14 protein-coding genes and 1 pseudogene are annotated in these 13495 nt (G+C 69.2%); 12 read left to right on the top strand and 3 right to left on the bottom strand.

Translation table 11 applies throughout. The features are described from left to right. Positions 1-290 (top strand): annotated as a pseudogene (locus BN13_RS17370) (hypothetical protein); the annotation flags it as partial. A gap of 111 nt (positions 291-401) precedes the next feature. Here BN13_RS17370 and BN13_RS17365 read toward each other — a convergent pair. Beyond that, positions 402-1430 (bottom strand): SGNH/GDSL hydrolase family protein, encoded by a 1029-nt coding sequence (locus tag BN13_RS17365; protein ID WP_235434106.1) that lies wholly within the window; start codon positions 1428-1430, stop codon positions 402-404. 285 nt (positions 1431-1715) lie between these two features. On the opposite strand from BN13_RS17365, the gene BN13_RS17360 reads away from it, so the two are divergent. From BN13_RS17360 to ilvA, 7 genes are all read left to right on the top strand, one after another. Further along, positions 1716-3284: a circularly permuted type 2 ATP-grasp protein gene (locus BN13_RS17360; protein ID WP_048549374.1), complete on the top strand. Its 1569-nt coding sequence runs from the start codon at positions 1716-1718 to the stop codon at positions 3282-3284. Further along, positions 3278-4210, top strand: coding sequence for an alpha-E domain-containing protein (locus BN13_RS17355; RefSeq protein WP_048548474.1), 933 nt, complete (start codon positions 3278-3280; stop codon positions 4208-4210). Before BN13_RS17360 ends, BN13_RS17355 begins: the two co-directional genes overlap by 7 nt. Further along, entirely contained in the window at positions 4207-5052 is an 846-nt protein-coding gene (locus BN13_RS17350; RefSeq protein WP_157038663.1) for a transglutaminase family protein, read from the top strand. The genes BN13_RS17355 and BN13_RS17350 overlap by 4 nt, the downstream gene beginning before the upstream one ends. Before the next feature lie 40 nt (positions 5053-5092). Further along, on the top strand, positions 5093-5494 hold the full coding sequence (locus tag BN13_RS17345) for a DnaJ family domain-containing protein (protein WP_048548470.1): 402 nt from the start codon (positions 5093-5095) through the stop codon (positions 5492-5494). An 88-nt stretch (positions 5495-5582) separates the two neighbouring features. Next, positions 5583-6557, top strand: coding sequence for an ATP-binding cassette domain-containing protein (locus BN13_RS17340; protein WP_048548469.1), 975 nt, complete (start codon positions 5583-5585; stop codon positions 6555-6557). Further along, positions 6554-7456: an ABC transporter permease gene (locus BN13_RS17335; RefSeq protein ID WP_235434105.1), complete on the top strand. Its 903-nt coding sequence runs from the start codon at positions 6554-6556 to the stop codon at positions 7454-7456. Before BN13_RS17340 ends, BN13_RS17335 begins: the two co-directional genes overlap by 4 nt. A 39-nt stretch (positions 7457-7495) precedes the next feature. After that, a complete protein-coding gene (ilvA, locus tag BN13_RS17330) occupies positions 7496-8716 on the top strand; it encodes a threonine ammonia-lyase (RefSeq protein ID WP_048548467.1) in 1221 nt (406 codons plus the stop codon). 43 nt (positions 8717-8759) lie between these two features. Here the strand turns inward: ilvA and greA are convergent, their stop codons facing one another. Beyond that, positions 8760-9251 carry a transcription elongation factor GreA gene (gene greA / locus BN13_RS17325; protein ID WP_048548466.1) on the bottom strand — a complete coding sequence of 164 codons (492 nt, stop codon included), beginning with the start codon at positions 9249-9251 and terminating at the stop codon, positions 8760-8762. A gap of 87 nt (positions 9252-9338) precedes the next feature. After that, complete coding sequence (locus tag BN13_RS17320) at positions 9339-9710, bottom strand: DUF4307 domain-containing protein (protein ID WP_048548464.1); 372 nt, start codon at positions 9708-9710, stop codon at positions 9339-9341. A gap of 70 nt (positions 9711-9780) precedes the next feature. Between BN13_RS17320 and mca the strand changes: the two genes are divergently transcribed. The 4 genes from mca to BN13_RS17300 all read left to right on the top strand — a co-directional run bounded on the left by mca (position 9781) and on the right by BN13_RS17300 (position 13217). After that, positions 9781-10722, top strand: a complete 942-nt coding sequence (mca, locus tag BN13_RS17315; protein ID WP_048548462.1) for a mycothiol conjugate amidase Mca — start codon at positions 9781-9783, stop codon at positions 10720-10722. An 8-nt stretch (positions 10723-10730) separates the two neighbouring features. After that, positions 10731-10958 (top strand): hypothetical protein, encoded by a 228-nt coding sequence (locus BN13_RS17310; RefSeq protein ID WP_157038662.1) that lies wholly within the window; start codon positions 10731-10733, stop codon positions 10956-10958. Positions 10959-10971: 13 nt separating this feature from the next. Next, positions 10972-11733 (top strand): isoprenyl transferase, encoded by a 762-nt coding sequence (locus BN13_RS17305; RefSeq protein ID WP_048548459.1) that lies wholly within the window; start codon positions 10972-10974, stop codon positions 11731-11733. 173 nt (positions 11734-11906) lie between these two features. Continuing rightward, on the top strand, positions 11907-13217 hold the full coding sequence (locus tag BN13_RS17300) for a PhoH family protein (protein WP_157038661.1): 1311 nt from the start codon (positions 11907-11909) through the stop codon (positions 13215-13217). The last annotated feature ends 278 nt before the right edge of the window (positions 13218-13495 follow it).

Raw genomic sequence — 13495 nt, 5'->3', positions numbered from 1 at the left:
CCCGCCTGGCCCGGCGGTGGCAACAGCTACCGCTGGACCAGGCGGTCGTCATGTCCGGAGGTTTGCGCGCGGCGATCGAGGAGTATGCCGAGCTGGTCCACCCGGGCGTCCCCGTCCCGCGGGTCCCGCCCGCGGTGATGCCGGACCAGCTGGCCGTCATGCTGTATGACGCTCACCTCGCCGCCCGCCTCGACGTCCAGTCCGCCTGTGCTCACCTCGCCCGGCTCTTGGCCGACCTGGCCCCGCCGCCGGGCAAACCGTCAGGCCCACCCGGGCCGCGGACGCAATAACCTGAGGCTCAACCTCTCGCGGACGCAATAACCTGGCGCGGACGCAAAAGGTATTGCGTCCGCCGGAGGTTATTGCGTCCGCAGAGGGGGCAGGCGCGGAAACCAGCCCGGTCAGTCGGCCACGCGCGCCGCGTCGGCCTGCGCCCCGCGCACTGCGTCGGCCGCTGCTTCCCGCTCCACATCAGCCCGGGCGTCGGGCGCTACCGGCCCGTCGGCATCGGCTTCGCCGCTGGCAGCGGTGTGCGGCGCCACTGCGCCATGGCGGCGCAAGCGCAGGGCCCAGCGGCCTCTGGGGCCGCGGGCGGTGCCGGCGACATCGGTGCCGCTGACTTCGGTGCCCGGCCGCCGCGCAGCCGCCCCGGCCGCCACCGCCAGCGGGGTGATCGACTCGCCGCGGCCCAACACCGGCGGCCGGTCCTGGGTGTCACCCAGCGTCAGCAGCCCAAGCGCGGCGCAGACGGTAGGCAACAAGACGGCGGCCACTCGGGCATACCCGGCGGGGGAGGGGTGGAACTGGTCCTTGCTGAACAACACCGCAGGCGACGTCTCGAACTCCGCCCCCAACAAGTCTCCAAGCGACACGGTCCGGCCGCCCGCCTCGACCACGGCGACCGTCTGCGCGGCGGCCAGGTCCCGGCTCCACCGACGCAGCAGCGCCTTCAGCGGGTGCGGGATCGGCTGAACCGTGCCGAGGTCCGGGCATGTCCCTACGACCACCTCGACACCCAACCCCCGCAGCCGGCGCACCACGCCTTCGAGGTAGCGCACCGAGGTCGATCGGTCGATCCGGTGGGTCACGTCATTGGCGCCGATCATGATCAACGCGAGCTCAGGCGCCCCATCCAGCCGGTCCAGCGCGTTGGCGAGTTGCCGATCCAAGTCACCGGACTCGGCCCCGATCACGGCCTCATTGGTCAGCCTCACCGGCCGACCGCTCAGCGCGGCCAGCCCGCTGCAGATGATCCCGCCGACCGTCTGGTCACCGGTGTCGGCGCCCATCCCGGCCGCGCTTGAATCACCGATCACGACGACGTCGAGAATGTGGCCGGTGCCCGCGCCATACGTCCGATCGTCCTCGGGGGCACCGTCGAACGGTCGCCCCACGATCCGCCGCGCGATCGTGGCCTCCACTTTGATCACGCCATACCCCAGGGCACCCAGTGCCCCCGCCGCCGTAGGCAGCGGCGGACGCGATCTTGCGTGCTCGTCTCGCCCGTCCCATTTTGAGGACACCTCCTTGGCCGCTCTACACGAGAAAACGCGCTGGTGAGCCGGGACCATCCCGATTCGTCAACGAGAGTGCCGAAAGCGCCGAAAAATTCACGACGCGCCGACGTGCGGACCTCTTGTTTACCCCAGGGAAACAACGCGCAGATGGCGAGCAAGGTTACGTGCTGGAAACACTTTGTGATTAGGGTCACCAAGGTGACGGGAGTCTTCGACGGGTACGCCCCCACGCCGGCGACATACGACGAGATGTTCGACGGGCCTTTCGTGCGCCCGGCCTACACCTCGATCTACACGCAAATGCAGCATCTCCGAGAGGAGGAGATCGCCTCCCGCTCCGACTTCTTGGCCCGCTCGTATGTCGATGAGGGCGTCACCTTCGACATCGGCGGCGTCGAGCGGCCGTTCCCGATCGACCTCGTCCCGCGGCTGATCTCGGCCAAGGACTGGAGCCAGGTCGAGGCCGGGGTGGCCCAGCGGGTGCGCACGCTGGAGGCCTTCCTCGATGATGTGTATGGCGCGGGCGCCGTCTTCCGAGATGGCGTCATGCCCCGGAGTGTGGTCACCTCGAGCCCGCACTTCCATCGCGTCGTCGCCGGAATCACCCCGCCCAATGGGGTTCGCGTGCATGTGTCCGGGATCGACCTCATTCGCGACGTCACCGGTCAGTTCCGGGTGTTGGAGGACAACGCCCGCATCCCGTCAGGGGTGTCCTACGTCCTGACCAATCGGCGGGTCATTTCCTCGGCGCTGCCGGAAGTGCTCTCCTCGCACCGGATTCGCCCGGTCGAGCGCTACCCGCAGAAGCTCCTGGCGGCACTGCGCGCCGCTGCCCCCGCCGGCATCACCGATCCCACGGTGGTGGTTCTGACGCCGGGGGTCTACAACTCGGCCTACTTCGAGCACGCGCTCCTGGCCCGACTGATGGGGTGCTGGCTGGTCGAAGGCCGCGACCTCGTCTGCCAGTCCGGCCGGGTCATGATGCGCACCACCCAGGGGCTGCGCCCAGTGCACGTCATCTATCGCCGCGTGGACGACGACTTCCTCGACCCGGTGTATTTCCGCAAGGACTCCCTGCTCGGCTGCGCGGGTCTGGTCAATGCCGTGCGCGCCGGCAATGTGACGCTCGCCAATGCGATCGGCAATGGGGTCAGCGACGACAAGCTCGTCTACACCTACCTCCCCGATCTGGTGCGCTACTACCTCGCCGAGGACCCGATCCTGCCCAATGTCGACACGTGGCGGATGGAGGATCCCGCCCACCGCGAGGAGGTCCTCGACCGCCTCGACGAACTCGTCCTCAAGCCGGTCGACGGGTCCGGCGGCAAGGGCATCGTCATCGGGCCCCAGGCCGATCGCCCCGAACTCGACGCCCTCCGCGCCCGCATCCTCGACGACCCTCGCGGGTGGATCGCCCAGCCGGTGGTCCAGCTCTCGACGGTGCCGACCTTGACGGACGGCAACAACGCGGGTCCCCGGCACGTCGACTTGCGTCCGTTCGCGGTCAACGACGGCGGAGACGTATGGGTGCTACCCGGCGGCCTCACCCGCGTCGCCCTCGGCGAGGGCGAGCTCATCGTCAACTCCTCCCGCGGCGGCGGTTCGAAGGACACCTGGGTGATGTCCGGGTCCGGCTTCGCCCGCGGCCAGGAGCCCCCGGCCGGGCCCATCCGGGTCGCCCCCCGCGTCACCCGCGCCGAGAGCGTCGTGGTGCAAGCCCAGGATCAGGAGCAGCAGCAACAGCAATTCGGAGGTATGCCGTGCTGAGCCGCATCGCCGAATCCCTTTACTGGATCGGTCGTTACCTGGAGCGGGCCGAGGACACGTCCCGGTTGCTGGAAGTGCACCAGCAGCTGCTCATCGAAGACCCGATCGTCGATCCGGAGGCCCAGGTCGACGGTCTGCTGGCCGTCATGGGCTTGGATGTCGCCCCCGAGGTCCCGCGGACCTTCGAGACAGTCATGCGGCTGCTGGCCCACGATCCCAACTCCCCGGGCTCGATCGCCGCCTCCGTCGACGGCGCCCGCGAGGCCGCCCGGCGCTCGCGAGAGACCGTCTCGACGGAGATGTGGGAGTCGATCAACACCTTCTACCTCGCGGTGCGCGAGGGCAATCTGGCCCAGTTGCGCCCGACTCAGGCCTTCCGGATGGTGCGGGAGCGGGTGGCGATCATCTCGGGCACGGCCGACGGCACGATGAGCCACGACGAGGGCTACCACTTCCTCGTGCTCGGGCGCACGATCGAGCGCGCCGACATGACCGCTCGGATGATCTCGTCGGCGGCGTTCAGCGCGAGTTCGCCCTACGCCTGGCAGACGACGCTGCGGGCGTGCGGGGCGCATCACGCCTACACGCGCTACTACCAGGGCCGTGACTCCGATCGCAGCGCGGCGGAGTTCCTGTTGCTCGACCGGCTCTTCCCGCGCTCGCTGGTGCACGCGCTGACCGAGGCCGAGCAGGCCCTGGCGAATCTTGACGTCGGCGAGCGTCGGGCCGGCTTCTCGGGGGAGGCGTCCCGCGCGATCGGCCGGGCGCGCGCCGAACTCGAGTACGCGCCCCTGGATGAGATCCTGGCCGACCTGCCCGCGGCGATGCACCGCATCGAGGAGGCGTGCGGCGCCGCCGGCGCCGCGAGCAGCCGCCGCTACTTCGAGGGTGCCGCGGCGATGCAATGGCATGGAGGTGCCTGGTGACCACGCAATTGCGGATCGTCCATCGCACGGGCTACACCTACCCCGGGGGCGCGCACGCGTCATACAACGAAGCCCGGATGACCCCGTTGTCCAGCACGGAACAGGTGGTCCTGCACGCCCGGCTCGACATCAGCCCGAAGCCGTGGACCTATTCGTATGTCGATTACTTCGGCACCGCGGTCACCGCCTTCGAGTTGCACGAGCGCCACGAGCGCCTGCAGCTCGTGGCGACGAGCACCGTGGAGGTGCGCCGAGCGGTCGAGAAGCAGGCGACGGCGACGTGGGAGAGTCTTGCCGCGCCCGAGGTGACGGGCGTGCGGGGCGAGTGGTTGGAGGTCACGGACCTGACCGATCCGGGGGAGGAGCTGCGCACTCATACGCTCGAATTGAAGGCGTCGGCGGCGACTCCCGCCGACTTCGTTGCGGCGGCGATCGACTACTTGCGCTCGGAGATGACCTATCAGCCGGGGGCGACCGGGGTGCAAACGCAGGCCGCGGACGCCTGGGACCTGCGCCGCGGGGTCTGTCAGGATCACGTGCACCTGGCGCTGGGGATGCTGCGGACGGCCGGGATCCCCGCCCGGTATGTCTCCGGCTACGTCCTGCCGTCGCGCACGGCGCCGATCGGGGTGGCCACGACGGGGGAGTCCCACGCCTGGCTGCAGTGGTGGGGTGGGGAGTGGCTGGCGTTCGACCCGACGAACGGCCACGTCCCGGACGACTTCGCGGTCGAGGTGGGGATGGGGCGCGACTATCGCGACGTCACCCCGCTGCGCGGGATCTTCACCGGCGTGCGGACGTCCTCGATGTTCGTCGAAGTGGAGATGACCCGGCTGGCGTGAGCGTCGGCCGGCGTGGGGCCCTGCGTGGCACCCTGGACGTATGCCGAGCTACGAGTCCCATATCGACCGACTCATCCGCGAGGCGACCGAGCGGGGTGAGTTCGACAATCTGCCGGGTGCGGGCAAGCCGCTCAACCTTGGCGGCGCGGACGATCCGGACTGGTGGATCAAGTCCAAGATGCGCCAGGAAGGGTTGGACTTCGACGGTGCCCTGCCGACGGTGGTGTCGCTGCGCAAGGAGGCGGCGGGGTTCCCGGAATCGTTGCGGGAGTCGGCAACCGAGGCGAGCGTGCGGACGGTGTTGGCGGATTACAACGACCGCGTGCGGGCGGATCGCTTGCGTCCCCGCGACCCCCGGCTCCCCCCGCTGGTGGCCCCGCTGATCGACATCGACGCCATGGTGGAGCGCTGGCGCTCGCAGCCCCCGGCGGCCCGACCTTAAGCCCCGCTCCCGAACTTGAGCACGCCTTACGCACTTGAGCACGCCTTACAAGGCGTGCTCAAGTTCGGTAGCGCATAGGCTGCGCTCCATGTCTGCGCCCGCTCTGGAGGCCATCGGCCTGGTCAAACGCTTCGGCGACTTCACCGCCGTCGACGGCGTCTCCTTCGCCGCGGCGGCGGGCTCGGTGCTGGGGATGCTCGGCCCCAATGGCGCGGGCAAGACGACAACGGTGCGCATGATGACGACGCTGTCGCGGCCGACGGCCGGGACGGCGCGCGTGGCCGGCTTCGATGTGACCGAGGACCCCGACGCCGTACGCCGTGCCATGGGCCTGACCGCCCAGGCCGCCACGGTCGACGAGCTCCTGACCGGGCGCGAGAACCTGCGGATGATCGGTGAGCTCTACGGTCTGGATCGGGCGACCGTGCGCCGCAGCAGCGACGAACTCCTCGCCCGCTTCTCCCTGACCGAAGCGGCCGACCGGATGGTCAAGACCTACTCCGGCGGTATGCGGAGGCGCATCGACTTGGCGGTCAGCCTCATTGCGACCCCACCGGTGCTCTTCCTGGACGAGCCGACAACTGGCCTCGACCCGCGCAGCCGCGTCGAACTCTGGGAGGTGCTGCGCGATCTCGTCCGCGACGGCACCACGCTGCTGCTGACGACGCAATACCTCGAAGAGGCCGACCAACTGGCGGACCAGATTGTCGTGATCGACCACGGCAAGGTCATCGCCGCGGGCACCCCGCTGGAGCTCAAGCAGCAGTCCGGCGCCGCGGCCCTCGTCGTCACGGTGTCCCACGCCGACGACCTCGCCCGCGCCCGCGGCATCCTCGAACGCGGCGGCGGGGAGGTCTTCGTCGACGAAGGTGCGCGGCAACTCACCGCCCCATCCGAGGGCCTACGCGCGCTGACCCAGGTCGCCGAGGCGTTCGCGGCCAGCGGCATCGAGGTCGACGACCTCGGTCTCAAGCGACCAACCCTGGACGATGTTTTCCTGCGCCTGACCGGCCACCGGGCCGAGGACGAGTCCGCCGACGAGACGACCGAGGTGTCCGTATGACCGCCGACCGCGCCACCGGGGCCGCGCCCCCGCACGCCAAGGCCCCCCACGCCAACGCCCCGCACCTCAATGGCATGTACCTCAACGCCATGCACGGCAGCCGGGCATCCTTGGCCTCGCAGGTGCGAACGCTGGTGCGCCGCAACCTGACCCACATCAAGCGCATGCCCGAGATGCTGATGGACGTCACCATCCAGCCGGTGATGTTCGTCGCGCTCTTCGCCTATGTCTTCGGTGGCTCCATCCAGACGGGCACGGCCGGTGGCTATCGCGAGTGGCTACTGCCGGGGATCATGGCGCAGACGATGGCCTTCGCTTCCTTCATCGTGGCGATCGGGCTGACCAACGACCTCGACAAGGGCATCATCGATCGCCTTCGAGCCCTGCCGATCAGCCGATCCGCGGTCGTCATCGCACGGAGCATCTCTAGCCTCATTCACTCCAGCATTGGCGTGATCGTGATGTCGTTGACCGGCTTGTTGGTCGGCTGGCGAATCCACACCGACGTGCCGCGCGCCGCACTGGCATACGGACTGCTGTTGCTGTGGGGGTTCGCGATGATCTGGGTGGGGATGTTCGTCGGGTCGGCGATGCGCTCCGTCGAGGCCGTGCAAGGCGTCATGTTCACGACAACCTTCCCGATCACCTTCTTGGCCAACACTTTTGCGCCGACCGAGGCGATGCCCAAGGTCCTGCGCACCCTCGCCGAATGGAACCCGATCTCGGCCCTCGTCCAGGCCATGCGCGAACTGTGGGGCAATGCGGGCCCGGTGGCCGCCGACGCCGCGCTGCCGCTGCGCCACCCCATCCTCGCCAGCCTCCTGTGGTCCGTCGGGATCTCCCTCGTCCTCGCCCCGCTGGCCGTTCGCGCCTTCCGCAATCGCACCGAGAAGGCCTGACCCCCACCGGCGGCCCGCCGTCGGCACTAGGGTGCCGTCATGGTGACGGTGCCGACAGTGACCCTGCACGATGTGCTCGCGGCGCGGGAGCAGTTGGGCGATCTCATCCGCCCCACGCCGATGGAGTTTTCCCGCGTTCTCAGCGATCGCCTCGGCACCGACGTCTATCTCAAGTGTGAGAACCTCCAACGCGCCGGCTCCTTCAAGATCCGAGGCGCCTACACGCGCATTTCGCGGCTGACCGAGGAGGAGAAGGCGCGCGGCGTCGTCGCGGCCAGCGCCGGCAATCACGCCCAAGGCGTCGCCCTCGCCGCGACCACCCTCGGAATCAAGTCCAAGGTCTACATGCCCGCCGGCGCCGCCATGCCGAAGCTCGTGGCCACGCGCGCCTATGGCGCGGAGGTCGAGCAGGTCGGCGCGACTCTCGATGAGTCCCTTGCCAGTGCCCGGGCGTATGCCGAGGAGACCGGCGCCGTCCTCATCCACCCCTTCGATCATCCCGACATCGTGGCCGGCCAAGGCACGTGCGGACTCGAGATCCTGGAGCAGGTCCCCGAGGTCGGCACTGTCGTCGTCTCGCTCGGCGGCGGCGGGCTGCTCGCCGGGATCGCGACCGCGATCAAGTCGCAACGCCGGGACGTCGCGGTGGTGGGGGTGCAGGCGGAGGAGGCCGCGGCATACCCCATGTCGTTGGCGGCGGGCCGCCCGATCGCCGCCGATCGCATGGCAACCATGGCCGACGGTATCGCCGTGGGCCTGCCCGGAGCGGTGCCCTTCGAGCTCGTCCGTTCGCTGGTCGACCGCGTCGACACCGTCTCGGAGGCGGCGCTCTCGCGGGCGATGTTGCAGTTGCTGGAGCACAACAAGCTCGTCGTGGAGCCGGCCGGCGCGGCCGGGGTCGCGCTGCTCAACGAGATGCCCGATCGAGCCTGGAACGGGCCGATCGTCGTCGTGCTGTCGGGCGGCAATATCGACCCGCTGCTGATGCTGCGGATCATCCGTCACGGGATGGTGGCCGCCGGGCGCTACCTGCAGTTCCGCGTCGTCATGCCCGACCGGCCGGGCTCGCTGGCCCGGCTCATCGCCGACTGCGCCGCCGCTGACGCCAATGTCGTCGAGGTCGAGCACCTGCGCCACGACGTCAACCTGCTGATCGACGAGGTTGACATCTTCGTGCAGTTGGAAACCAAGGGGCAGCAACACTGTCAGGACGTGCTGACGTCCTTGCGCGCCAAGGGTTATCGGCTGAAGTTCGCCTAGCGCCCAGGGCGAGAGTGCCGCCGAGGGCGCGAAGACGGCCGGCTCAGCCGGAGAACGGCTTCGCGGCCTTGATGGTGACCTCGATCGTCTTGCCATTGGGCGCCGCATAGGACGTCACGTCGCCGACCTTCTTGCCATTGATGGCCGCGCCCAGCGGGGAGTTCTCGGAGAACACCTGGATCGAGCCGTCGGCGATCTCGCGCGAGCCGAGCAGGAAGGTCTCCTCGTCGCCGAAGAGTTCCACCGTCACCACCATGCCGGGCTCGACCACGCCGTCGTCCGGCGGGGGCGAGCCGATCACGGCGCTGTCCAGCAGCTGCGTCAGCTGCCGAATGCGCAGCTCCAGCTTGCCCTGCTCCTCGCGGGCGGCGTGGTAGCCGCCATTCTCCTTGAGGTCACCCTCGGCCCGTGCCGCCTCGATGCGCTTAACGACCTCGATGCGCTGGGGACCCTGCAGGTCCTTCAACTCCGCCTGAAGACGGTCGTAGGCGTCCTGGGTCAGGTAGGCGCCAGACTGCGTCGCGGACTCGGTCATCTCGTGCTCCTTGGGATAAACGGCGCGCCACCCGAAGATCTCGGGTGGCTCCGAAAGAGGATTAGCCGCCCAGTCTAACGGACCGGGTCACGGCGTATCCGAACCATCCTTCACGCAACGATCCACCGTGCCGGTCACGGCCCGGGCGGTTGTGCGGATGGGGGCCTTGTCCACCACCGTGCTCGTCTCCTGGCTCGCTGGCACGACGACGTCGGCAAGGCCGACCGCGCCGAATCGCGCATCCATCGCCTTCAGCGAGCACCGAACCACGGTTCCCGCGGGGCGATCGACGCGGAAGGTGACGGTGACGCTCTGGTCGTCCAGCACGGCATACGACTGCGTTTGCCAACCCACTCGACCGGCCGTCGCGGCGATGCCGAACCACACGGCGACGGCCGACATCGCCAGGCAGCCGAGGATGCCCACGATCCACCACGTGCGGTTCGTTCGCGGGAACATCGGAACTCCAGCCGGTCGGGTGAGAAGATGGCCCCCGATCATGACATCCCCTTCTCGGAAGGACCCAACCATGCCCGCCGGCCTCCGGCTGATGTGCGTCCACGCCCACCCCGACGACGAGTCCAGCAAGGGCGCGGCGACGATGGCGAAGTATGTCGATGCCGGCGTCGAGGTGCTGGTCGTCTCCTGCACGGGGGGCGAGCGCGGCGATGTCCTCAACCCCAAACTCAAGGACGACCCCGCGATCCTGCGGGATCTTGCGCAGGTCCGCCGTGATGAGATGCGCGCGGCTCAGGAGATCTTGGGCGTGCAGCATACGTGGCTCGGGTTCGTGGATTCTGGTCTGCCCGAAGGCGATCCGCTGCCGCCGCTGCCCGAGGGATGCTTTGCGCTGGAGCCGCTGGAGATCCCGGTCGAGGCTCTGGTTCGCGAGATCCGCCGCTTCCGGCCGCACGTGGTCACGACCTATGACGAGCGCGGCGGCTATCCGCACCCCGACCACATCCGGTGCCACGACGTCTCGACCGCGGCGTTCGACGCGGCCGGCGACCCCGAGCGCTTCCCCGGCGCGGGGACCTCGTGGCAGCCGCTGAAGCTCTACTACAACGGCGGTTTCAGTCGGCAGCGGATCGAGTCCTATCACCAGGCGTTGCTCGATCTCGGGGTCGAGAGTCCGTATGGGGAGTGGCTGGCCCAGCGGGGCGACTGGCCGCAGCGGCGGGTCACCTCGCGCATCAACTGCGCCGACTGGTTCGAGCGCCGAGACCGCGCGCTGCTGGCGCACGCGACGCAGATCGACCCGGATGGGTGGTTCTTCTCGGTGCCGCGCGATGTTCAGGCCAAGGTATGGCCGTTCGACGACTACGAGGCGGCGGCCTCGGTGGTGCCCATCGTCGAGGTCGAGGACGACCTCTTCGCCGGCATCCCGGGCGATGTTGCGGCGGCGGATGCGCTGGCGCTCGGTCGGCCCGCCTTGGCCTATGACGAGCGCGTGGCGCGGGCAGTCGTATGATCGAAAATGTGCTGTCCGCCGGATTCGCCGGGCTGGTGTTGCCCTCGGCCGTCGACAACCAGGAGCACTCGTCGGGCTTCCTGGGATTCATCGTCATGTTCGCGCTTGCGATCGCGGTCTACTTCCTGGTGCGCAATCTGACGGGGCGCCTGCGCCGGATGAACTACGCGCACGAGCACGAGATGACCGCGGACCGCGCGAACCAGCCCACCGCCAACTCGACCACCGACGACTGAGATCGCCGACCGGATGTCCTTAGGTGATGTCGTCTACGCGGCATACGAGCGCCGCGTGGCTCGCCGGCTCGACCCGGCCACCCTGCCCCGGCATGTCGGGGTCATGCTCGACGGCAACCGGCGGTGGGCGAAGGCCCGGGGCAAGGACTCCAAGTCCGGACACCAAGCGGGTGCGGACAATATTGCGCACTTCCTGACCTGGTGTGAGGAGGTCGGGGTCGAGGTCGTGACCCTATGGCTGTTGTCGACCGACAACCTGGCGCGGCCGGCGAACGAGCTCGCGCCGCTGCTGACCATCATCGAGACCGCGGTGGCGGACCTCGCCGCGACCGGTCGGTGGCGCATCAACCCCGTGGGCGCCGCGGAACTCCTCCCCGAACGCACCGCGACGAGCCTGCGGGACAGCGCGGCGCATACGGCAGGGGTGGCGGGGATGACCGTCAATGTGGCGGTCGGCTATGGGGGGCGGCAGGAGATCACGGATGCCGTGCGCGCGTTGCTGCTGCGCAAGGCCGGCGAGGGGATGGTGCTGGCGGACGTCGCGGCGACGTTGACCGCCGATGACATCGCGACGCATCTCTATACCTCCGGGCAGCCCGATCCGGACCTGGTGATTCGCACGTCGGGGGAGCAGCGGCTGTCCGGATTCATGCTCTGGCAGAGCGCGCACAGCGAGTTCTACTTTTGCGAGGCATATTGGCCGGACTTCCGGCGGGTCGATTTCCTCCGCGCGCTGCGGGCCTATTCCGAGCGGCATCGCCGTTTCGGCGGCTGAGCCCGGCCGGGCCGGGGATTCTTGGCGGTCGGGGAATCTTGCCGGTCGGCGATGCGTCGCCGACACGCCGCCCGTCCTTCCCCTGTTGGCCGCCCACCGACCGTAGCGTGCCCGGAAGGGACCCGGCACCGGGCCGGGGCGTGAGGAGAGCCGCAATGGCTGGTGCTGCCTGCATGACAACCACGACCACCTCGACGCGCCGGACGTATGTCATCGACACGTCCGTGCTGCTGTCGGACCCGCGCGCGATCCTGCGGTTCAAGGAGAACGAGGTCGTGCTCCCGGTGGTGGTGATCACCGAGTTGGAAGCCAAGCGCCACCATCCCGAGTTGGGCTACTTCGCGCGCAGCGCCCTGCGCGTCCTGGATGATCTGCGGATCGAGCACGGCCGGCTGGACGCGCCGGTGCCGGTCGGGGAGGACGGCGGCAGCCTGCGGGTCGAGCTCAATCACACCGATTCGAGCGCGCTGCCAGCCGGTTTTCGGTTGGGGGACAACGACACTCGCATCCTGTCGGTGGCGAAGAATCTCGCCGACGAGGGCTCGCTGGTGACGGTGGTCAGCAAGGACCTGCCGATGCGGGTGAAGGCGTCGGCCGTCGGGCTGGATGCCGAGGAGTACCGCAACGAGATGGCGGTCGAGTCGGGGTGGACCGGCTTCGCCGAGCTTGACGTCACCGCCGACGAACTCGACACGCTGTATGCGGCGGGACGCCTGGAGTCGACGGCTGCCGGGGAGATGCCGTGCCACACCGGGCTCCGGTTGTTGTCCCCGCGTGGGTCGGCGCTCGGGCGGGTGGGTGCGAACAAGCAGATCCGGTTGGTGCGGGGCGACCGGGATGCCTTCGGGCTGCACGGGCGCAGCGCCGAGCAGCGCATCGCGCTCGACCTCTTGCTCGACCCCGACATCGGCATCGTCTCCCTCGGCGGTCGCGCCGGGACGGGCAAGTCCGCGCTGGCGCTCAGCGCCGGTCTCGAGGCGGTGATGGAGCGGCGGGCGCACCGCAAGGTGATCGTGTTCCGGCCGCTGTATGCCGTGGGGGGCCAGGAGCTGGGCTATCTGCCCGGGAGCGAGGCCGAGAAGATGGGGCCGTGGGGCCAGGCCGTCTTCGACACCCTCTCGGCGGTGGTGAGCGCCGAGGTGGTCGAGGAGATTCTGGACCGCGGGATGCTCGAAGTGTTGCCGTTGACGCACATCCGCGGCCGCTCCCTGCACGACGCCTTCGTGATCGTCGACGAGGCGCAATCCTTGGAGCGCAATGTGTTGTTGACGGTGTTGTCCCGGATCGGGCAGAACTCCAAGGTGGTCCTCACCCACGACGTAGCCCAGCGCGACAACCTCCGGGTCGGCCGCCACGACGGCGTCGCTGCGGTGATCGAGACCCTGAAGGGCCACCCGCTGTTTGCGCACATGACCCTCACCCGCTCCGAGCGCAGCCCCATCGCCGCGCTCGTCACGGACCTGTTGGAGGGTGTGGACCTCTGAGGGCCGCCTCCTCCGAAGGGCTCGGCGGGGGCGGCGAGCGCCTCGATTTGGGCCGTGCCCACCCCGGCCGGTAACATTTCGTTTTGATAACGGGCTGCCCAAGGCGCCCGACTGCCGCGGAGCTGCGGCCACCCCGCCCGCCGGTGTCGTCCCCTTCTCGCGCGGGCCCCCCGATCGAGGAGCTTTACTCATGTCTGCCCCCACCCAACGCTGGACTGTGCGTATGCCGCGCGGCCGCGGCGCGCGGCAAACCCTCACCTCCCGCCATGTCGGCGGGG

The organism is Nostocoides jenkinsii Ben 74, from assembly GCF_001046875.1.
Taxonomy (GTDB): Bacteria; Actinomycetota; Actinomycetes; order Actinomycetales; family Dermatophilaceae; genus Nostocoides_A; species Nostocoides_A jenkinsii.
The sequence above is the reverse complement of the archived record's forward strand: the minus strand, read 5'-3'. Positions and strand labels throughout refer to the sequence as shown.